At 67.0% G+C, this 20,408-nt stretch carries 17 protein-coding genes; 13 read left to right on the top strand and 4 right to left on the bottom strand.

The genetic code is table 11. The features are described from left to right. The first annotated feature begins 2 nt into the window (after positions 1–2). Complete coding sequence (locus tag V7Z98_RS16495) at positions 3–1,622, top strand: methyl-accepting chemotaxis protein (protein ID WP_293265714.1); 1,620 nt, start codon at positions 3–5, stop codon at positions 1,620–1,622. Between the two features lie 65 nt (positions 1,623–1,687). On the opposite strand, the gene V7Z98_RS16490 is transcribed toward V7Z98_RS16495, so the two are convergent. Together V7Z98_RS16490 and V7Z98_RS16485 are read right to left on the bottom strand one after the other, a co-directional pair. After that, positions 1,688–1,909 carry a hypothetical protein gene (locus V7Z98_RS16490; RefSeq protein ID WP_334159154.1) on the bottom strand — a complete coding sequence of 74 codons (222 nt, stop codon included), beginning with the start codon at positions 1,907–1,909 and terminating at the stop codon, positions 1,688–1,690. Between the two features lie 251 nt (positions 1,910–2,160). Further along, on the bottom strand, positions 2,161–3,504 hold the full coding sequence (locus V7Z98_RS16485; RefSeq protein ID WP_334159153.1) for a serine/threonine-protein kinase: 1,344 nt from the start codon (positions 3,502–3,504) through the stop codon (positions 2,161–2,163). A gap of 226 nt (positions 3,505–3,730) precedes the next feature. Here V7Z98_RS16485 and grpE point away from each other — a divergent pair, with 226 nt between their 5' ends. The 3 genes from grpE to dnaJ all read left to right on the top strand — a co-directional run bounded on the left by grpE (position 3,731) and on the right by dnaJ (position 7,631). Then, positions 3,731–4,300: a nucleotide exchange factor GrpE gene (grpE, locus tag V7Z98_RS16480; protein ID WP_293265708.1), complete on the top strand. Its 570-nt coding sequence runs from the start codon at positions 3,731–3,733 to the stop codon at positions 4,298–4,300. A 132-nt stretch (positions 4,301–4,432) separates the two neighbouring features. Then, the gene (dnaK, locus tag V7Z98_RS16475; protein ID WP_334159152.1) at positions 4,433–6,373 is read left to right on the top strand and encodes a molecular chaperone DnaK; all 1,941 of its coding nucleotides are present in this window, start codon (positions 4,433–4,435) and stop codon (positions 6,371–6,373) included. 124 nt (positions 6,374–6,497) lie between these two features. Further along, complete coding sequence (dnaJ, locus tag V7Z98_RS16470) at positions 6,498–7,631, top strand: molecular chaperone DnaJ (protein ID WP_334159150.1); 1,134 nt, start codon at positions 6,498–6,500, stop codon at positions 7,629–7,631. A 60-nt stretch (positions 7,632–7,691) separates the two neighbouring features. On the opposite strand, the gene V7Z98_RS16465 is transcribed toward dnaJ, so the two are convergent. Then, entirely contained in the window at positions 7,692–9,038 is a 1,347-nt protein-coding gene (locus V7Z98_RS16465) for an MgtC/SapB family protein (protein ID WP_334159149.1), read from the bottom strand. A 236-nt stretch (positions 9,039–9,274) separates the two neighbouring features. On the opposite strand from V7Z98_RS16465, the gene V7Z98_RS16460 reads away from it, so the two are divergent. Continuing rightward, entirely contained in the window at positions 9,275–10,414 is a 1,140-nt protein-coding gene (locus V7Z98_RS16460) for an ABC transporter substrate-binding protein (RefSeq protein WP_334159147.1), read from the top strand. Between the two features lie 279 nt (positions 10,415–10,693). After that, positions 10,694–11,851: an ABC transporter substrate-binding protein gene (locus tag V7Z98_RS16455; RefSeq protein WP_334159146.1), complete on the top strand. Its 1,158-nt coding sequence runs from the start codon at positions 10,694–10,696 to the stop codon at positions 11,849–11,851. Positions 11,852–11,942: 91 nt separating this feature from the next. Here V7Z98_RS16455 and cysS read toward each other — a convergent pair whose 3' ends face one another. Further along, complete coding sequence (cysS, locus tag V7Z98_RS16450) at positions 11,943–13,331, bottom strand: cysteine--tRNA ligase (protein ID WP_334159144.1); 1,389 nt, start codon at positions 13,329–13,331, stop codon at positions 11,943–11,945. Between the two features lie 315 nt (positions 13,332–13,646). On the opposite strand from cysS, the gene V7Z98_RS16445 reads away from it, so the two are divergent. The 7 genes from V7Z98_RS16445 to V7Z98_RS16415 all read left to right on the top strand — a co-directional run bounded on the left by V7Z98_RS16445 (position 13,647) and on the right by V7Z98_RS16415 (position 19,919). Beyond that, positions 13,647–14,864, top strand: coding sequence for a nuclear transport factor 2 family protein (locus V7Z98_RS16445; RefSeq protein WP_334159143.1), 1,218 nt, complete (start codon positions 13,647–13,649; stop codon positions 14,862–14,864). Continuing rightward, complete coding sequence (locus V7Z98_RS16440) at positions 14,864–16,195, top strand: L,D-transpeptidase family protein (RefSeq protein WP_334159142.1); 1,332 nt, start codon at positions 14,864–14,866, stop codon at positions 16,193–16,195. The genes V7Z98_RS16445 and V7Z98_RS16440 overlap by 1 nt, the downstream gene beginning before the upstream one ends. Positions 16,196–16,296: 101 nt before the next feature. Continuing rightward, positions 16,297–16,881, top strand: coding sequence for a peptidylprolyl isomerase (locus tag V7Z98_RS16435; protein ID WP_293265693.1), 585 nt, complete (start codon positions 16,297–16,299; stop codon positions 16,879–16,881). A gap of 103 nt (positions 16,882–16,984) precedes the next feature. Further along, positions 16,985–17,476, top strand: a complete 492-nt coding sequence (locus V7Z98_RS16430) for a peptidylprolyl isomerase (protein WP_293265691.1) — start codon at positions 16,985–16,987, stop codon at positions 17,474–17,476. 102 nt (positions 17,477–17,578) lie between these two features. Continuing rightward, positions 17,579–18,334 (top strand): UDP-2,3-diacylglucosamine diphosphatase, encoded by a 756-nt coding sequence (locus V7Z98_RS16425; protein WP_334159141.1) that lies wholly within the window; start codon positions 17,579–17,581, stop codon positions 18,332–18,334. Positions 18,335–18,656: 322 nt separating this feature from the next. Further along, a complete protein-coding gene (locus V7Z98_RS16420; protein ID WP_334159140.1) occupies positions 18,657–18,917 on the top strand; it encodes a hypothetical protein in 261 nt (86 codons plus the stop codon). A gap of 30 nt (positions 18,918–18,947) precedes the next feature. Next, positions 18,948–19,919 (top strand): TerC family protein, encoded by a 972-nt coding sequence (locus V7Z98_RS16415; protein ID WP_334159139.1) that lies wholly within the window; start codon positions 18,948–18,950, stop codon positions 19,917–19,919. The last annotated feature ends 489 nt before the right edge of the window (positions 19,920–20,408 follow it).

Raw genomic sequence — 20,408 nt, 5'->3', positions numbered from 1 at the left:
TCATGAAGCGTATTGCCGATTGGAGCATCTGGGTCCGTCTCACCGCGGCCATCTGGCTAGTGCTGGTGGCCGCCTGGAGCGGAATGATCGTGTGGGAAACCGCCGTCACCCGCGAAACCGCAGTCAACCAGGCGGAAGGCTTCGCCAAGAGCATTCACGAAATGACCATGGCCGGCCTGACCGGCATGATGATCACCGGCACCGTGGCCCAGCGCGAGGTCTTTCTCGACCAGATCAAGCAGCTCTCGGTGATCAAGGACCTGCACGTGATCCGCGGCGACGCCGTCTCCAAGGTGTTCGGCCCCGACACAAAATCCACCCGCCCCCTCGATGAGGTCGAGAAGCAGGTGATGGGCAGCGGCAAGCCCTTCGTCGCCGTGGGCGACGACGGCGACGGCCGCTACTTGCGGGTGGTGAACCCGACCCTGGCCTCCACCAACTACCTGGGCAAGAACTGCATCATGTGCCACCAGGTGCCCGAGGGCACCGTGCTCGGCGTGGTCAGCATGAAGGTCTCCCTTTCCGACGTGGATGCGGCGGTCAACACCTTCGGCGTCAAGATCGCCGCCACCGCCGTGGCCGTGGTGCTCGGCCTGCTGGTGGTGATCTACCTGTTCACCCGCCACTTCGTCACCGAGCCGATCGGCCAGCTCACCCGGGGCCTGCGCGACATCGCCGAGGGCGACGGCGACCTGACCCGCCGTCTGCGGGTCAAGGGCAAGGACGAGATCGGCGAGGCCGCCGGGGTCTTCAACCAGCTCATGGAAAACTTCGCCGGGCTGGTGCGCCAGGTCAGCACCTCCGCCGCCCAGGTGTCCGCCAAGGCCCACGATCTCTCCAACTCGGCCGGCCGGGTGGCGGCCAGTTCCCACCGCCAGAACGAGCAGTCGGTCCATGCCGCCAGCGCGGTGGACCAACTGGTGGAAAGCATCTCGTCCATTTCCCAGAGCGCCGGCCACGTCCAGCAGCAATCCCAGGAGAGCCTGGCCCGGGCCGAGGAAGGCAACCGCAGCCTGAACCAGCTGCTCGGCGAAATGAAGGGCGTGGAGCACAACGTGCGCACCATGGCCGACACCGTCACCGAGTTCGTGCGCAGCACCGAGGCCATCACCCGCATGACCCAGGAGGTGAAGGACATTGCCGAGCAGACCAACCTGCTGGCGCTCAACGCCGCCATCGAGGCCGCCCGGGCCGGCGAGGCCGGCCGCGGCTTCGCCGTGGTGGCCGACGAGGTGCGCAAGCTGGCCGAGAAGTCGTCCCGTTCGGCCAGTGAGATCGACGCCATCACCGACAGCCTGTCGGCCCAGTCGGTCCAGGTGCGCACCGCCATCGAATCCGGCCTGACCAACCTGGCGGCCAGCCAGAACTCGGTGGAAGGTGTCGCCGGCATCCTCCAGGCCACCAACGGCTCGGTCACCGAAGTGGGCCACGGCCTGGATGCCATTGCCGCCGCCACCGAGCAGCAGCGCCGGGTCAGCGGTGAAGTGGCGGAGAACATCGCCGCCATCGCCGCCATGGCCGAGGAGAACAACGGCGCCGTGGAAGAAACCGCCCAGGCCGCCCAGGCCCTGGAAGGGCTGGCCGATTCGCTGCAAGGCGCGGTGGGCCGCTTCCGCACCTGATCCGGACCGTCGGCCAAAACGACGAAGGGCGCCCGCGGGCGCCCTTCGCTTTTCCCCCCTCGCCGTTACCTCTCGCCGAACAGGGCGCGCAGCCTGGGCACCAGGAACAGGTTCAAGGTCAGCACGATGATCCCCGTGGACACCCCGGTGCGGACTACCGGGTTCAGAGGCAGGGCCTGCTCCGCCAGGTCGAGGGCCAGACTCAGGACCAGGGCGAGCAGAAACACCGCCAGCCAGAGAATGGCGAGAAAGGCCAGCTTGCCCTTGCGGCGGATCGGCGTTTGCATGGGAGGAACAGGCGACCTCGGCGACGTGGGAACGACGTGGAAATGGCCGGCCCGCCCGGGTCGACCCAGTGTGGCAATCCGGAGGGCCGCGGCGCGGTGCCTCGGCAACGGAAATGCCGCCGGAAAACTCTAGCGGCATTGTTTTGCTCCGGTGTTACAGCCTTATGGCGGCGTGACGGCGCAACGGCGATTGGGCTCGACGGCGGAAGGCAGCGGGGCACTTCCGGTGCGCCGCCGCACACCTCGGTCGATCAGTCGAGCAGGGCCAAGCCCCCCGGCGGGGCCTTGGGAACGGGAGCGCTGCCGGGCACCGCCGCCGCGCCGAGCTTGGCCAGGGACTTGTTGGCCTGGCGCAGCCGGCCGATCAGGATGCCGGTGATGGTGCGGTGGAAGCGCTCCTGCAATTCGTCGGAGGAAAGCGCCATGGCCGCCGGGCTGATTTCGAGGAAGACCGTCGGCTCCAGGGTCACCACCGTGGCGCTGCGGGGCCCCTGCTCCGGGTCCAGGTAGGCCATTTCGCCCACCACCTCGCCGCTGCCCAGGCGGGCCAGGCTGCGCCCCTGGTACGACACTTCCACCTGGCCGGAGACGACCACGCCGAAGGTCTTGTCCAGGGTCAGCTCCCGGATCAGGGCGATCTTGGCCGGCACCTCCTGCCAGGTCGAGATGCGCAGGATTTCCCACAGCTCCACGTCCTCGAAGCGGCGGAAGAAGGACAGGCCGCGCAAGGCGGCGAAACGCCGCCGGTCGCGCTCGGCCACGTCGTCCTCGTCGTCCACGATCTGGTAGCGCACCGTGGACAGGTCCTTGGCGAAATCGGCGCCGCTGCGGTAGCGGTTGTAGAGGTCTTTTTCCAGAGCCTTCTTGAGGATCGGGTCCATGCCGGCGGGAATCGCCGGATTGAGGGCGCACACCGAGGGCGGCTCCATGTTCACGATCTTGTAGACCAGGGAGGCCGGGTTGTCGGCGCGGAAGGGCAGGCGCCCGGTGAGCAGCTGGAAGAGCAGCACGCCCAGGGAATACAGGTCGGTCTTGTGGTTGAGCGGGTAGCCCTTGACCTGCTCCGGCGACATGTAGGCGGGGGAGCCCACCCCCATGACGAAGGTGGAATCCCGGTCCTTGTTCTTTTGCAGGTTGAGGGCCAGGCCGAAGTCGGTGATCTTCGGGTTGCCCTCTTTGTCGATCAAGATGTTGGCCGGCTTGATGTCCCGATGCACCACCCCGTGCCGGGCAGCGTGGTCCAGGGCCAGGCAGCACTTGAAGATCAGCCCCACCACCTTGTGGAAGGGCAGCAGCCGGTCGATGTGGATGTGCTGGTCCAGGGCCGCGCCGTCCACGAACTCCATCACCAGGTAGGCCAGGGGCGTGGGGCCGTCGGTGTCCACCACCGCCTCGTAGATCTTGACGATGTTGGGATGGTCGAGGCGCTGGCCGACCCCGTGCTCGGTCTTGAACAGCTTGAGCAGCCGGCGGGATAGGGCCGCGCCGCCGTTGGCGCCGAAGCGCACGTACTTGATCGCCACCTCCCGGCCGTCCTGCGGGTCCCGGGCCAGGTAGACGGTAGCGGTGGCCCCCTTGCCCAGTTCGCGGAGCACTTCGTAGCGACCGATATTCTTTGGCTGTCTGGCTGCGCCTGCCACGGTGATTGCGCCTCGTAACGCACCGGGACGGCCCGGCGGCGATGGGTGGATGGGGGAAATGGGAGAAGGGGCCATGCTAGCAGAAGCCCCACCGTTTTTTTCCGGCCCGGGGCTTGAAAGGCAGCGCCGACGCCCCATCTAAGTGCAATTGTTCATTTCAGACGTCTGGAGAAACCGCACCATGTCCGAGACTCCCCTGCCCCAGGACCCGCAACAGGCGGCCGACACCTCCTCCTCCGCCGTGGACGCCGCCGGCGCCGCCCCCGAGGCTGCCGCCCAGCCCCTGGACCCGGCCGCCCTGGTCGCCCGGGTGGCCGAGCTCGAAACCGAACTGGCCGCCAAGCAGGACGCCTGGCTGCGCGCCGTGGCCGAAGCCGACAACATCCGCCGCCGCTCCGCCGAGGAAGTGCTCAAGGCCGGCAAGTTCGCCGTGGAGAAATTCTCCCTCGACCTGGTGGCGGTGAAGGACAGCCTGGAAGCGGCCATCGCCGCCAACGGCGCCAACGCCAGCCTGGAAAACCTGGCGTCCGGCGTGGAGCTGACCCTCAAGCAGCTGGTCAGCGCCTTCGACAAGGCCGGCGTGACCGAGGTGAACCCGGTGGGCGAAAAATTCGACCCGCACCGCCACCAGGCCGTGGGCATGGTGCCCGCCGACCAGGAGCCGAACACCGTGGTCACCGTGCTGCAAAAGGGCTACGTGCTCAACGACCGGGTGCTGCGCCCGGCCATGGTGACCGTGGCCCAGGGTTGAGCCGGCCGCACGGCACCGGAATTTCGCCGGCCCGGGCTTGAAATCCCGCCGCTGGCCCCTATCTAGGGTTCAAGGACTCGTATTGAACGCGCGCTGCCGCCAGGCCCGCGCCCCACACTGAAAGGAAGCAACATGGGCAAGATCATCGGTATCGACCTGGGTACCACCAACTCCTGCGTCGCCATCATGGAAGGCGGCACCCCCAAGGTCATCGAAAACTCCGAGGGCGCGCGCACCACCCCCTCCATCGTCGCCTACACCGAGGAAGGCGAGATTCTGTGCGGCGACCCGGCCAAGCGCCAGGCCGTCACCAACCCCAAGAACACCCTGTACGCTGTCAAGCGCCTGATCGGCCGCCGCTTCGAAGAGAAGGAAGTGCAGAAGGACATCAACCTGATGCCCTACAAGATCATGAAGGCCGACAACGGCGACGCCTGGGTCGAAGTGCGCGACCAGAAGCTGGCCCCGCCGCAGATTTCCGCCGAAGTGCTGCGCAAGATGAAGAAGACCGCCGAGGACTACCTGGGCGAAGAAGTGACCGAGGCCGTCATCACCGTGCCCGCCTACTTCAACGACAGCCAGCGCCAGGCCACCAAGGACGCCGGCCGCATCGCCGGCCTGGAAGTCAAGCGCATCATCAACGAGCCCACCGCGGCCGCCCTGGCCTACGGCATGGACAAGGCCGGCGGCAAGGATTCCAAGATCGCCGTGTATGACCTGGGCGGCGGCACCTTCGACATCTCCATCATCGAGATCGCCGACATCGACGGCGAAATGCAGTTCGAAGTGCTGGCCACCAATGGCGACACCTTCCTGGGCGGCGAAGACTTCGACCAGCGCCTGATCGACTACATCGTCGGCGAGTTCAAGAAGGAACAGGGCGTGGACCTGTCCAAGGACGTGCTCGCCCTGCAGCGCCTCAAATCCGCCGCGGAAAAGGCCAAGAAGGAACTGTCCTCCTCCCAGCAGACCGAGATCAACGAGCCGTTCATCGCCTTCGACCCGGCCACCGGCCCGAAGCACCTGACCATGAAGCTCACCCGGGCCAAGCTCGAATCCCTGGTGGACGACCTGATCGAACGCACCATCGCCCCCTGCGCCACCGCGCTCAAGGATGCGGGCCTCAAGGTCAGCGACATCCACGACGTGATCCTGGTGGGCGGCATGACCCGCATGCCCAAGGTTCAGGACAAGGTGAAGGAGTTCTTCGGCCAGGAACCGCGCCGTGACGTGAACCCGGACGAGGCCGTGGCCGTGGGCGCCGCCATCCAGGGCGGTGTGCTGAAAGGGGACGTCAAGGACGTGCTGCTGCTCGACGTGACCCCCCTGTCCCTGGGTATCGAAACCCTGGGCAGCGTCATGACCAAGCTGATCCAGAAGAACACCACCATCCCGACCAAGGCCAGCCAGGTGTTCTCCACTGCCGACGACAACCAGGGCGCCGTGACCATCCACGTGCTGCAGGGCGAGCGCGAAATGGCCGCCGGCAACAAGAGCCTGGGCCAGTTCAACCTGGAAGGCATCCCCCCGGCTCCCCGCGGTACGCCGCAGATCGAGGTGACCTTCGACATCGACGCCAACGGTATCCTGCACGTGTCCGCCAAGGACAAGGCCACCGGCAAGGAGAACAAGATCACCATCAAGGCCAACTCGGGTCTGTCCGAGGAGGAAATCCAGCGCATGGTGAAGGACGCCGAGGCCCACGCCGAGGAAGACAAGAAGGCCCACGAGTTGGCGGATGCCCGCAACCAGGCCGACTCCATGGTGCACATGGTGAAGAAGTCCCTCACCGAGTACGGCGACAAGCTCGATGCCGGCGAGAAGGAAGCCATCGAGAAGGCCATCGGCGAAGTCGAAGGCGCGATCAAGGGTGGCGACCAGGCCGAAATCGAAGCCAAGACCCAGGCCCTGGCAGCCGCCTCCCAGAAACTGGGCGAAAAGATGTACGCCCAGCAGCAGGGTGAAGCGGGTGCCGCAGGTGCTGCCGGTGCCCAGCCCGGCGCCCAGCAGGAAAAGACGGTGGAAGGCGACGTGGTGGACGCCGAATACACCGAGGTGAAGGACAAGAAGTAAGCCTGATCCGCAGCGGCGAAGAGGGTGAGGCGCGAGGGGTTTCCCCTCCCCCTCACCCTTCGCCGTTCCTCCCCCACCCTTGCCGGCCGGCCCAGGCCGCCCGGAACGACCGCCCAGACAAGCCATGTCCAAACGCGATTTTTACGAGATCCTCGGCGTCAACCGCGATGCATCCGACGACGAGATCAAGAAGGCCTACCGCAAGCTGGCCATGAAGCACCATCCGGACCGCAACCCGGACGATAAATCGGCGGAAGAAAAATTCAAGGAGGCCAAGGAGGCCTACGAAATCCTCTCCGACGCGCAAAAGCGCGCCGCCTACGACCAGTATGGCCACGCCGGGGTCGATCCCCAGGCCGGCATGGGTGGCGGCGGAGCCAGCTTCGGCGGCGGGTTTGGCGATGCCTTCGGCGGCATCTTCGACGAAATCTTCGGCGGCGGCCGGGGCGGCGGCGGTGGCCGTTCCAACATCTACCGCGGCGCCGACCTGCGCTACAACCTGGAAATCTCCCTGGAGCAGGCCGCCCACGGCACCGAGACCAAGATCCGCATTCCCACCATGGAGGAATGCGACACCTGCCACGGCTCCGGCGCCAAGAAGGGCACCCAGCCCCAGACCTGCCCCACCTGCCAGGGCAGCGGCCAGGTCCGCCTGCAGCAGGGCTTCTTCTCCATCCAGCAGACCTGCCCGAAGTGCCACGGCACCGGCCGCTACATCGCCGATCCGTGCAACGACTGCCACGGCGCCGGCCGGGTGAAGAAGCACAAGACCCTGGCGGTGAAAATCCCCGCCGGCGTGGACGAGGGCGACCGCATCCGCCTGTCCGGCGAGGGCGAGCACGGCGTGAACGGCGGCCCCCCCGGGGATCTGTACGTGCAGATCCACCTCAAGGCCCACCCGGTGTTCCAGCGCGACCACGACGACCTGCATTGCGAAATGCCGATCTCGTTCACCACCGCGGCCTTGGGCGGCGAAATCGAGATCCCCACCCTGGACGGGGCGGCCAAGATCAAGATTCCCGCCGAGACCCAGACCGGCAAGGTGTTCCGCCTGCGCGGCAAGGGCATCAAGGGGGTGCGCAGCCACGCCCACGGCGACCTGATGTGCCATGTGGTGGTGGAAACCCCGGTGAACCTGACCGACAAGCAGAAGGAACTGCTCAAGGAGTTCGAAGGGACCATGGGCGAAGGCGGCGACAAGCACAATCCGCGCACCAAGTCGTGGATGGACAAGGTCAAGGCGTTCTTCAGCGAGTGACCCGCTTTGGCGTCCCGCGCCCATCCGAAAAACCGGCCTTTCGAGGCCGGTTTTTTTTCGTCACCGTTTGGGCGACGCCGCCCCGTGGGCCTGGAGTTCGGCCAGGTCGGGCAGCCACTGGGCCACCCAGGGCTGAACGGCCTGGCTCGCGGCCACCCCGGCCAATCCCGCCAGGGCGATGCAGGCCATGGCTCCGGCCAGCCGGCCGATCAGCCCCCGGCTGCGGGTGCGCAGCACGAAGGAAAGGCTGAAGACGATGCTGGTGAACGAGGCCAGCACGGCCCCGGTCCCCGCTACCGTGGGCGACAGGCTCCCTTGGGCGGCCAGGGCGGCGGCAGCGGCCACGGCACTGGCGCTGGACATCAGCCCACCGACCACGCTGACGAAATAGAAGCCCACGTCGCCGAACTGGCGCTGGGTGACCCCGCCGACGATGTGCAGCAGCAGGAACACTGCGCCGTACTTGAGGGCCTGGGGCAGGGAGAACGGCAGGTCCAGGTTGATCTCGGCCACCGCCGCCGCTTCCGCCGGGGCCCGCCGGTAGTAGCTCCACACCACCAGCAACAGGCTGGTGGCCATCATCAGGGCGAAGGGAGCGAAGGAACCGAGCAGGGTGATGGGTGCCAGGATCAGCAGCAGGCTGGCGTTGCGCGCAATCATGGCCGTGGTGGCCAGCAGGATGCTGCGGTAGGTGGGCGGCACCAGGGCCTCGGCCCCCTGGCCGATGCGGGAGGACAGCTCGATCACCGTGAAATTGCTGTTCACCAGCCCACCGAGAAAACCCGAGAGCTCGGTGCCCCGGGTACCGTAGACCTTCCACAGCACGTAGTTCACGAAGCCGATGCCGGCGATCAGAATCACCGTCACCCAGGCCGCCCGGGGCTCCACCAGGTGCCAAGGCCCCACCGCACCGACCGGCAGGGCCGGATAGATGACGATGGCCAGGATGGCCAGCAACAGGGCGGAGCGCAGCTCGCTCTCGGTGAGCCCCATGGAAAAGCCCGCCAGCCGTTCCTTCCAGGCTAGAAGGGCGGTGGCGATGACCATCACCGCCGCCGGCGAGATGGTGTGCCCCTGGCCGCACAGGATGCCCGCCACCGCCGTCACCAGCATCGCCGCCGAGGTGGTCAGCTCGGTACCCTGGCCGGCGCGCAGGGTCTGTACGTTGAGGAACACGGCCAACATGCCGGTGAGCAGCAGGATCACCAGGGCGAAGGCCGGCCCCAAGGAACCGCCCAGGGCGCCGAGCAGGCAGATGAAGCCGAAGGTGCGCAGCCCCGCCTCCTTCTTGCGCCGCTCCCGCTCCAATCCGATCAGCAGCCCCAGGGCCAGGCTGAGCACCAGGCGGATGAGTATCTGGAAGTACGGCCATTCCGCGTTGGGCAGCGCCAGGGATTGTTCGAGCATCTCCGCTCCTCCTTGTTGTGGTTTTGCTTGCTCCCGAAAATCATTCCCGTGCTATCGAAAAATATTACAACCATGTTTCAGCACGCGTTCCACTTTTGGCCCGCTCATGCCGGATCGGTTTTTCCACTATTCGTCCGACGCCGGGCGAAGTGGCCATGGCTGTAAGTTTCGCGTCAGCTGCCGCGCCCATCCTCCCGGGATTCATTAGCGGTCCATTACACTCGGGAGACAAGATCATGAAACTGCTGCGTACCGCGGCGGCCCTCGCCGGCTGTCTGCTCGCCACCCTGGCCGCACCGGCCGCGGTGGCGGAAACCGGCGTCACCGACAACGCCATCCTGCTCGGCATGTCGTCTCCCTTCAGCGGCCCCAACGGCGCCTACGGCCAGGAAATGCGCGAAACCATCTCGGCCTACTTCGACCAGGTGAACAAGGCCGGCGGGGTGAACGGGCGCAAGCTCGAACTGGTGGCCCTGGACGACGGCTACGAGACCGACCGGGCCGTGGCCAACACCCGCAGCCTGATCGACGACAAGAAGGTCTTCGCCCTGATCGGCTTCTACGGCTCGTCGCCGACCACCGCCGCCATGGAGGTGTTCTCCGCCGCCAAGGTGCCCCTGATCGGCACCATCTCCGGCGCCGACTCCCTGCGCACCCCGGTGAACCGCTACATGTTCAACGTGCGCGCCAGCTACGCCCAGGAAACCGAGGCCATCGTCACCCAGCTGGTGTCCCTGGGGCTGACCAACATCGCCGTCTTCTACCAGAACGACGGCTTCGGCAAATCCGGCCTGGACGGCGTGGTGGCCGCCCTCAAGAAACACAAGCTGACCCCCTCCGCCGTGGGCACCGTGGAACGCAACTCGGTGGACGTGGGCAAGGCCGTGCAGACCATTTCCAAGGCAGCCCCCCAGGCGGTGGTGATGGTGACCCTGTACAAGCCCACCGCCGAGTTCGTGCGCCAGATGCGCAAGATCGACCAGAATCCCCAGTTCATGACCCTCTCGCCGGTGGGCGCCGACATGCTGGTGCACGAGCTGGGCAACGACGCCCGAGGCATCGGCATCTCCCAGGTGATGCCCTACCCGTGGAACGAGGCCACTCCGGTGGTACGCGAATACCAGCGCCTGGTGGGCAAACAGCAGGCCAAGTATTCCTACTACGGCATCGAGGCCTACATCACCGCCAAGCTGATGGTGGAAGCCCTGCGCAAGCAGGGCAAGGACCTGACCCGGGAAAAGCTGGTGAGCACCCTGGAAAGCCTGGGCAACCACGACCTGGGCGGCTACCGGATCAGCTACTCCCCCGCGGACCACGGCGGTTCCCGCTATGTGGACCTGACCGTGATCGGCAGCGGCGGCCGGGTATTGCGCTGACCGCCCCCTTCGCCCCCCTTCGCCCCCACGAAACCGCCGGACGTCCGCCCGGCGGTTTTTTCATGCCCTGACGCCACCAAACAGCCGCCAAAAAATTCCTCATTTCAAAATTTGTTCTGCATTTAAGAATTTGGCAAACTATGGCCTCCCATACATTCCAGCCCGCCCCGACCCGGCGGCAACTACAAAGTCATACGGATCCGCACTTGGACGATTAGGCCGGCAGCAAGCCAACGGCCCGGAACGAGTGCAGGCAAATCCGAATCAGAGGAGGCATTCATGGTCCATGGTCGTTCCCCGGGAATATCCCGCGCGCTGCGCCGCCTGACGGCGGCCTCGCTTCTGCTGCTGGCCGCCGCGCAAGGCCCGCTCCACGCCGAACCCGGGGTGAGCCCCGAGGCCATCGTCATCGGCCAATCGGTGGTCCTGTCCGGGCCCATGGCGGAAAACGGCGAGCAATACACCCGGGGCATCCGCCTCTATCTGGACCAAGTCAATGCCCAGGGCGGGCTGTTCGGCCGCCGCATCGAGCTGGCGACCCTGGACGACGGCTACGACCCGAAGCGGGCCGAGGACAACACCCGCAAGCTGCTCCAGGAGCGCCAGGCCTTCGCCCTGTTCGGCTACGCCGGCACCGGCTCGACCCTGGCCGCCCTGCCCCTGGCGGAAAAGGCCGGGGCCCCCTTCATCGCCCCCTACAGCGGGGCCGAGGCCCTGCGCGCCCGGCCCAATCCCCTGCTCTTCCACCTGCGCCCCGGCTACGGGCGGGAAATGCACAAGATCGTCGAGCACCTGGTCACCCTGGGCATCACCCGCATCGCCCTGGCCTACCAGGACGACAACTTCGGCCGGGCCGGGCAGAAGAGCTTCGACGAGGCCATGGCCCGCTTCAAGCTCAAGCCCGTGGCCATCGCCGCCATCGACCCCACCAACCTGGACGCCCGCCCCACGGTGACGGCCCTGCGCGCCGCCGATCCGCTGGCGGTGGTGCTGGCCACCGCCGGCCAGGGCACGGCGGCGGTGATCAAGGAATACCGCAAGGCCGGCACTCCACCCCAGTTCTTCGGCCTGTCGGTGGCCAGCGCCGCCCTGCTGCGGCGCGACCTGGGCTGCGGTGCTGCTGGCATCGTCATCGCCCAGGTGGTGCCCTCGCCCTGGAGCCGCAGCAGCGGCGTGGTGCGCCAGTACCGGGATGCCCTGGGCAACGCCGAGCCCCACCACGCCGCCCTCGAAGGCTACATCGCCGCCCGGGTGCTGGTGGAAGGACTGCGCCGCGCCGGCAAGGACCTCACCCGCGCCCGCTTCGTCGCCGGGCTGGAAAGCCTGCGCCAGTTCGACCTGGGGGATTTCACCGTGGACTTCCGCCCCGGCCAGCACAACGGCTCGGCCTTCGTGGACCTGTCGATCCTGCGCGGCGACGGCCAGTTCATCCAGTGACGGCCGCCGCCCGGCGCACAAACGAAAAAGGCCCCGCATGTGCAGGGCCTTTTTCGTTGCGGATCGGCCGCCGGTTGCGGGCGGCCCAGCCTCAGGCGCGGCGCCAGGTGGTGCCGCCGGGGCCGTCCTCGAGCAGCACGCCGGCCGCCTTCAACTCGTCGCGGATACGGTCGGATTCGGCGAAGTTCTTCGCCTTCTTGGCCTCGGCACGGGCCTGGATAAGGGCCTCGATGCGCTCGGCGGCGTAGCCTTCCTCGGCCACCGGGCCGCCTTGCAGGAACTCCAGCGGATCGCGCTGCAACAGGCCGAGCACGGCGCCCAGGCCCTTCAACTGGCGGGCCGTGGCCGGGTCCCGGCTCTTGTTCAGCTCGTTGGCCAGATCGAACAGGACGGCCATGGCCTCGGCGGTGCCGAAGTCGTCGTCCAGGGCAGCCTTGAAGCGCTGGGCGTGGGCCTCGTTCCAGTCCACCCCGCCGGCGGCCGCCTCGACGCCGCGCAGGGCGGTGTACAGCCGGGTCAGGGCGCCCCGGGCATCGTCCAGGTGGGCGTCGGAATAGTTCAGCGGGCTACGGTAGTGGGCACGCAGGATGAAGAAGCGCACCACTTCCGGGTCGTACTGCTCCAGCACCTGGCGGATGGTGAAGAAGTTGCCCAGGGACTTGGACATCTTCTCGTCGTCCACCCGCACGAAGCCGTTGTGAATCCAGTAATTGACGAAGCCGTGGCCGTGGGCCCCCTCGCTCTGGGCGATCTCGTTCTCGTGGTGGGGGAACTGGAGGTCCTGGCCGCCGCCGTGGATGTCGATGTGATTGCCGAGCAGGGACGAGCTCATCGCCGAGCACTCGATGTGCCAGCCGGGCCGGCCGTCGCCCCAGGGGGAGGCCCACTTCACCTCGGCCGGTTCCTCGGCCTTGGCGTGCTTCCACAGCACGAAGTCGAGGGGATCGTGCTTGCCGCTGTCGGCCTGGACCTCGACCCGTTCACCGGCGCGCAGATCGTCCAGGGACTTGCCGGACAGCTTGCCGTAGCCGGGAAACTTGCGTACCGCGTAGTTCACGTCGCCGCCGCTGGCCTGGTAGGCCAGGCCCTTTTCTTCCAGGGTGCCGATCATCGACAGCATCTGGGGCACGAACTGGGTGGCGCGGGGCTCGTGGTCGGGACGCTCCACCCCCAGGGCGTCGGCGTCCTCGTGCATGTAGGCGATGAAGCGGTCGGTGAGCTGGCGGATGGTCTCGCCGTTCTCCACCGCCCGCTTGATGATCTTGTCGTCGATGTCGGTGATGTTGCGCACGTAGGTCACGTCGTAGCCCGACGCGCGCAGCCAGCGCCGCACCATGTCGAACACCACCAGCACCCGGGCGTGGCCCAGGTGGCAGTAGTCATAGACGGTCATGCCGCACACGTACATCCTCACCTTGCCAGGTTCGATGGGGTGAAAGTCCTGCTTTTCACGGGCGAGGGAGTTGTAGATTTTCAGCATGGAGGGACCTTAACAAAGCCAGGCGTAGCAAAAAAACGGAGAGCACGGAGGGGCACGTCGGGGAGGTTTCCCGGGAACGGCGGCCGAAACAATGGACGCGACCTGGGCCTGCCCGACATGCAGGCGCGCCGGGGTCTGCCGGAGCGCCGGAAAAACTGGGGCCGCCGGCGCCGTGCCGCAGCAATCCGGGGCGCCCTGGGCGAACGTTTTCTTGGTAAAATCAGCCGGATTTTCCGAGCGTCCGGACCGTCGCGCCCGGGCGTTTGCCGATTGCGGCAGCCATTCAACGAGAAACCCGCCGAGTATAGCACAACGATGCGCCTCCACTCCTCGCAAACCCGTGCCACTACTGGCCTTCAGCGCTTTTCCCCGCTTCGCCCCGCCGCCGCCCTGCGCCCCCTCCTGACCTCCATCGCCCTGGCCGTTTCCCTGGTCGCGATGCCGCAGGCATGGGCCAACGGCCCGGCGAATGCCGATTCGCTACCGGAGATCCAGCGCCTCATCAAGCAAGGCCAGTACCCCCAGGCCCTGGAGCGCGTCGATGCCTACATCGCCACCCGTCCCAAGGACGCCCAGGGCCGCTTCACCAAGGGCCTGATCCTCACCGAGCTGAACCGCCCGGCGGACGCCATCGTCGTCTTCCAGCGCCTCACCGAGGATTACCCGGAACTGCCCGAGCCCTACAACAACCTGGCGGTGCTGTACGCCCAGCAGAAGCAGTACGACAAGGCCCGCACTGCCCTGGAAATGGCCATCCGCACCCATCCGGCCTACGCCACCGCCCACGAGAACCTGGGCGACGTCTACGCCAAGCTGGCCAGCCAGGCCTACGACAAGGCCCTGCAGATCGATTCGTCCAACACCGGCGCCCAGAGCAAACTGTCCCTGATCCGGGAACTGATCAGCGTCTCCGGCCGCCCGGGCAGCCGCCCCGCGGCCGCTGCCACCGCGCCCACGCCGGCGCCGGCCCCCGCCGTTTCCGCCACCACCGGCGCAGCCCCCACCGTGGTGGCCCGCGCCGAACCGGCCAAGCCCGCCGCCGCGCCGGCCCCGGTGGCGCCGCCGCCCAAGGTCGTGGAAAAGCCCGCGCCGGCGGAAAAGCCGGAGAAGGCAGAGAAGGTTGAAAAGGCCGCCGAAGCCAAGCCCGCGCCCAAGGCCGAAGAGAAGAAGGCCGACGAGGCCAAGGCCAGTGGCGACGAAGCCGGGGTGCACAAGGCCGTCCAGGCCTGGGCCAACGCCTGGAGCCGCAAGGACGTGAAGGCCTACCTGGCCGCCTACGCCCCCGACTTCCAGGTGCCCGGCGGGCAGAAACGCAAGGACTGGGAAGCTGAACGGTCCAGCCGCATCACCAAGCCCGGCACCATCCAGGTCGGCGTGGAGGACCTGAAGGTGTCCTTCCAGGGCGACAAGGCCACGGTCCGCTTCCGCCAGAACTACAAGTCGGCCAACCTCAAGTCGTCGGCCAGCAAGGTGCTGGTCCTGAGCAAATCCGGCAGTCGCTGGCTGATCCAGCAGGAGCGCGTAGGTAGCTGATGTTTTCCCCCCCGGTAGTCCGCAACATGTCTCGCCCCCGGCGCCCGGCCTCCCCAGGCGCCCTGGCGGCGCCCCTCCTGGGTGCCGCCCTGCTGGCCCTCCCCGCCCTGTTCCACGCCGCCAACGCCACTCCGGCCCGTGCCGAGAAGGCCGCGGCCAAGCCCGCCGCCAAGGCCAAGGCCCTGCCGGCGGACGCGGCGACCCAGCTGGTACCCAGTTATTCCGATTCCGGCCCCGAGCCCATGCTCGACCGCATCTTCGCCGCCATCGAGCAGCGCAAGCTGGACACGGCCCTGGAACAGACCGAGGTGCTGCTCAAGCAGTATCCCAACTTCCGCCTCGCCAACCTGATCAAGGGCGACCTGCTGCTGGCCCGCAGCCGGCCGATCAACGCCTTCGGCGCCCTGAACAACGCCCCGGCGGAAAAGGTAGCCGACCTGCGCGAGGAGGCCATCGCCCGCCTCAAGGCCTACCGGCAGAAGCCCAATGCCGACGTGGTGCCGCGCTACCTGCTGCAGTTGCAGTCGGACCAGCGCTACGCCATCGTGGTGGACACCCAGAAGTCGCGCCTCTACCTGTACGAGAACGACGCCAAGACCGGCCGCCCCCACTTCGTCGCCGACTACTACATCACCCAGGGCAAGCTGGGGGCCGAAAAGAGCAAGGAAGGGGACAAGAAGACCCCGATCGGCGTGTACCACGTCACCTCGTCCCTGGAGCCACGCAAGATCGGCGACTTCTACGGCAGCGGCGCCTTCCCGATCAACTACCCGAACGAGTGGGACAAGCGCAACGGCAAGAGCGGTCACGGCATCTGGCTGCACGGCACGCCGTCCGACACCTTCTCACGTCCGCCCAAGGCGTCCGACGGTTGCGTGGTGCTGGCCAACACCGACCTCAACCAGCTGGCCAAGAATCTCCAGATCGGCCTGACCCCGGTGATCATCAGCCCCTCCATCGAATGGACCTCCATCGACGACTGGGCCAAGGAACGGGCCGAACTCAACCGCACCATCGAATCCTGGCGCAACGACTGGGAAAGCCGCGACACCGACCGCTTCCTGCGCCACTATTCGCGCCGCTTCCAGGGCGACGGACAGAACTACGCCGCCTTCGCCCAGCAAAAGCGCCAGGTCAACGGTGCCAAGGAATGGATCAAGGTCGGCATTTCCAACGTCTCCATGTTCCGCAACCCGGGCAAGGACGAGATGGTGGTGGTGACCTTCGCCCAGGACTACCGCAGCAACAACGTGAACCAAGCCTCGCGCAAGCGCCAGTACTGGATCCGCGAGGATGGGGCCTGGAAGATCATCTACGAAGGCGCGGCCTGACCGCCGCCCGCTCCCTGCCCCAAACCCCGCGCCCCGCCTCGCTCTCCCGGCAGGGCGCGCCAGATACCGCATCCCTTCTCACTCTCCGGAGAACACCCTCAATGAAGCGCATCCTGCTTGGCCTCGCGGCCACCCTGGTTTCCGTGGCCGCCCTGGCCGCCAACCCCCTGGTGGAAATCCAGACCAACCAGGGCAAGATCGTCGCCGAGCTGTACGCCGACAAGGCACCCAAATCGACGGCCAACTTCGTCCAGTATGCCAACGACGGCTTCTACAACGGCACCATCTTCCACCGCGTCATCGACGGTTTCATGATCCAGGGCGGCGGCTTCACCCCGGAAATGAACCAGAAACCGACCCGGGCGCCGATCGAGAACGAGGCCAAAAACGGCCTGAAAAACACCGTCGGCACCCTGGCCATGGCCCGCACCAACGACCCCCACTCCGCCACCGCCCAGTTCTTCATCAACCTGGTGGACAACGCCCCCCTCAACTACCCGAGCCGCGACGGTTGGGGCTACGCCGTGTTCGGCAAGGTGACCCAGGGCCTGGACGTGGTGCAGAAGATCGCCAAGGTGCAGACCGGCAACAAGGGCTACTTCCAGGACGTACCCCTGCAACCGGTGGTGATCCAGTCGGTCAAGGTGCTGCCGGCCGTCGCAGACGCCCCGCCGGCCAAGAAATAACGCCGGAACGATCCCCCCGGCTCCAACCAATTCCAACCCCACTCGGGGCGATGCCTCCTCGGCCGTAAGCGGTCCGGGCTCGCCCCACCCCGAAAGGACCACCATGATCAAGCTGCACACCAACTTCGGCGTCATCGGCATCGAACTCGACGCCGAGAAGGCCCCCGAATCCGCCAAGAACTTCATCGCCTATGTGGAATCCGGCCACTACGACAACACCGTCTTCCACCGCGTCATCAACGGCTTCATGATCCAGGGCGGCGGCTTCGAGCCCGGCATGAAGCAAAAGCCCACCCAGGCCCCGATCCAGAACGAAGCCCAGAACGGCCTGAAGAACGACAAGTACACCCTGGCCATGGCTCGCACCAGCGATCCCCATTCCGCCACCGCCCAGTTCTTCATCAACGTCGCCGACAACGACTTCCTCAACCACACCGCCCCCAACGCCAACGGCTGGGGCTACGCCGTGTTCGGCAAGGTGGTCGAAGGCACCGACGTGGTGGACAAGATCAAGGCCGTCAAGACCGGCCGCTCCGGCTTCCACCAGGACGTGCCGGTGGAAGACGTGGTGATCACCAAGGCCGAAGTGGTCTAAGCCCCGGCTTTCCCGCAAGGCGCGACGCTCCCGCCCCGAGGCACTCGGTCGGGAGCGTTTTTCCATCCGAACCCCCAACTACCCGACCCCGCATCCGCCGCCATGCTCCACTTCATCTCCGACCTGCACCTCTCCCCCGCCACCCCCGGCCTGGTCCGCCTCTTCGGCGACTACCTGAACGGCCCGGCGCGGCGGGCCGAGCGCCTGTTCATCCTGGGCGACTTCTTCGAAGCCTGGGTCGGCGACGATGGCGGCGTGGACCCGGTCAGCCGCCAAGTCAAGGCGTGGCTGCGCGCAGCCAGCGACGCCGGCCTGGCCATCTCCTTCCTCCACGGCAACCGGGACTTTCTGGTGGGCGAAGCCTTCGCCGCGGAAACCGGCGTGACCCTGCTGCCCGATCCCTACGTGCTGTCCACCCCGGAATGGCAGTTCGTCCTCACCCACGGCGACGCCCTGTGCACCGACGACCTGCCCTACCAGGCCTTCCGCGCCCAGGTGCGCAACCCGCAATGGCAGGCCGCCTTCCTGGCCAAGCCGTTGCAGGAGCGCATTGCCATCGCCATGGGGCTGCGCGCCCAGAGCGAGGCCGGCAAGGCGGAAAAGGCCGGCACCAGCGCCGAGTACCTGATGGACGTGAACCCGGGCGCCACCGACGACTTCATCCGCAGCCACGGCTACGCCACGGTGATCCACGGCCACACCCACCGCCCCGCCACCCACGACCACATCGTGGACGGCATCCACACCCAACGCTGGGTGCTGGCCGACTGGCACGAGGCCGATGGCGCGGCCCGGGGCGAGTACCTGACCTGGGACGGCGAAGCCCTGGCCCGCCACCCGCTGCAACTGGGCGCCTGAGGCCAATCCCGCCAATCCCGCCCCATCGCCGCGCAAACTGACCCGGACTTGACCGCTGCGCCGCCGGCCCGTACAGTAAGCCCCGCAACCCACAAAGGGGAGTAGCTGTACCGCCGATGTCGTCAATACGGCGCCTGTCCCGCAGGCGCCCGGCCCGGCGGGCGAATCCCGGCTCTTGACCGCGGCGCACCGAGCGCCCTGCCACCAGCCTTTCGCAAGCGAGACCTTTGCCGCCTGGCAAAGGTCTTTTTCGTTGACCACACGGATCACCCGATCCCAGGCCGGCGGGGGTCGCACCGACTCACTTGCGAAAGGACGCTCCATGCTCTCCCCCCTCCTGCGCCGCCTGCGCACCTCCCTCGCCCGCGCCTCCCTGCGCTTGGCCGGCAAACTTGCCTCCACACTGATCGCCGCCCTGCTGCGCCGCCTTGCCCCGGCCGCCGCTCCGCACGGTGCCCCCGCCTCGCCCTTCGAACCCGCCATGGCCCGCGCCCGAGCCGGCAACCGCAGCGGCGCCGCCCCTCGGGGCCGCACCATCGACGGCAACGCCCGCCGCGTGGACGATCCCCGCGCCTTCTGGTAACCCTTTCAACAAAAACGCGAGAACCCGATCATGGAAACAAGCATCGGCAATATCTGGTGGTGGAGCGGCTTCATCGTCTTCGTCATTGTCGCCATCCTGGTGGACCTGCTGGCCGTGGAGCGCAAGGGCGCCCGGGCGGTCACCGTCCGGCAAGCCCTGGCCTGGTCGGCCCTATGGGTGGGCCTGGCCCTGGCCTTCTGCGCCTTCCTCTGGTTCTGGCTGGACACCCACGGCGGGCGGGAGCTGGCCAACCAGAAGGCCGGCGAATTCCTCACCGGCTACCTGATCGAAAAATCCCTGTCGGTGGACAACATTTTCGTCTTCCTCATGCTGTTCACCGCCTTCGCCGTTCCGGCGGAGCAGCAGAAGAAGGCCCTCATCCTGGGCGTCATCGGCGCGGTGGTGCTGCGCGCCATCATGATCCTGGTGGGCGCCTGGCTGATCGCCCGGTTCAGCTGGATTCTCTACGTGTTCGGCGCCTTCCTGCTGTTCACCGGCGCCAAGATGGCCTTCGGCGGCGAGCACGAGCCGGACCTGGAGAAAAACCCGGTGCTGCGCTGGATGCGCGGCCACCTCAAGCTGCTGCCCCAGTACGACGGCGCCAGGCTGGCGGTGACCAAGAACGGCGAGCGCTGGTTCACGCCCCTGTTCGTGGTGGTGGTGCTGATCGGCATCACCGACGTGATCTTCGCCGTGGATTCGATCCCGGCCATCTTCGCCATCACCACCGACCCGTTCATCGTCATGACCTCCAACATCTTCGCCATCCTCGGCCTGCGGGCGCTGTACTTCCTGCTCGCCGACATGGCCGCCCGCTTCCACCTGCTCAAGTACGGCCTGGCCGCGGTGCTCGCCTTCATCGGCGTGAAGATGCTGATCGTGGATTTCTTCCACATGCCGGTGGCCCTCTCCCTGGGAGCGGTGGGCCTGCTGCTGGTGCTGTCCATCGTCGCCAGCCTGCTCTTTCCAGCCAAGGCACACGGTTCCGGTCACCGGGACTGAGCCGCGTGGATTGGGGGCCTCTTACTGAGCGCCCCTTCCCCCCACGCCTTGGCGACTGGCACCGCCGTGCTTCGCCTGACGGTGAGCCACTAAGCACCACCACCTCAACGTCGGCACGGCCCCCTCCCCCCTTCACCCCCGCCGAGCAGCGCAGCCGGCCCAGGGAGGTGTCGGCGAGGACTGTTTGAGGCCGCAGGCCGAGTTCCGCAGCCGCCCCGGGACGGCGAGCAGCGCAGGGCACCGCCGGGCCAGTCTCATCGGCCCGGCGGCGGGGGCGCAGGGGTCGCTTTTTCTTTGGTGACTTTCTTTTGGCGACGCAAAAGAAAGTCACTCGCCGTCAGGGCGAAACACAGCCCTAACGTCAGCACTGACGTTTGGCGAGACCACCGACACTCAAAACCAGCCCTCTCACCAAGTGCTGTTGCGACTGGAAGCGCCGGGTTTCGCCTGACGGCGAGCCACTTTCTGTCCGGCGACAGAAAGTGGCCA

Origin of the sequence: Oryzomicrobium sp. (genome assembly GCF_036820405.1) — a bacterium.
In the GTDB taxonomy this organism is placed as follows: Bacteria; Pseudomonadota; Gammaproteobacteria; order Burkholderiales; family Rhodocyclaceae; genus Oryzomicrobium.
Note: the sequence above shows the minus strand (reverse complement) of the source record. Positions and strands in the feature narration are given on the sequence as shown.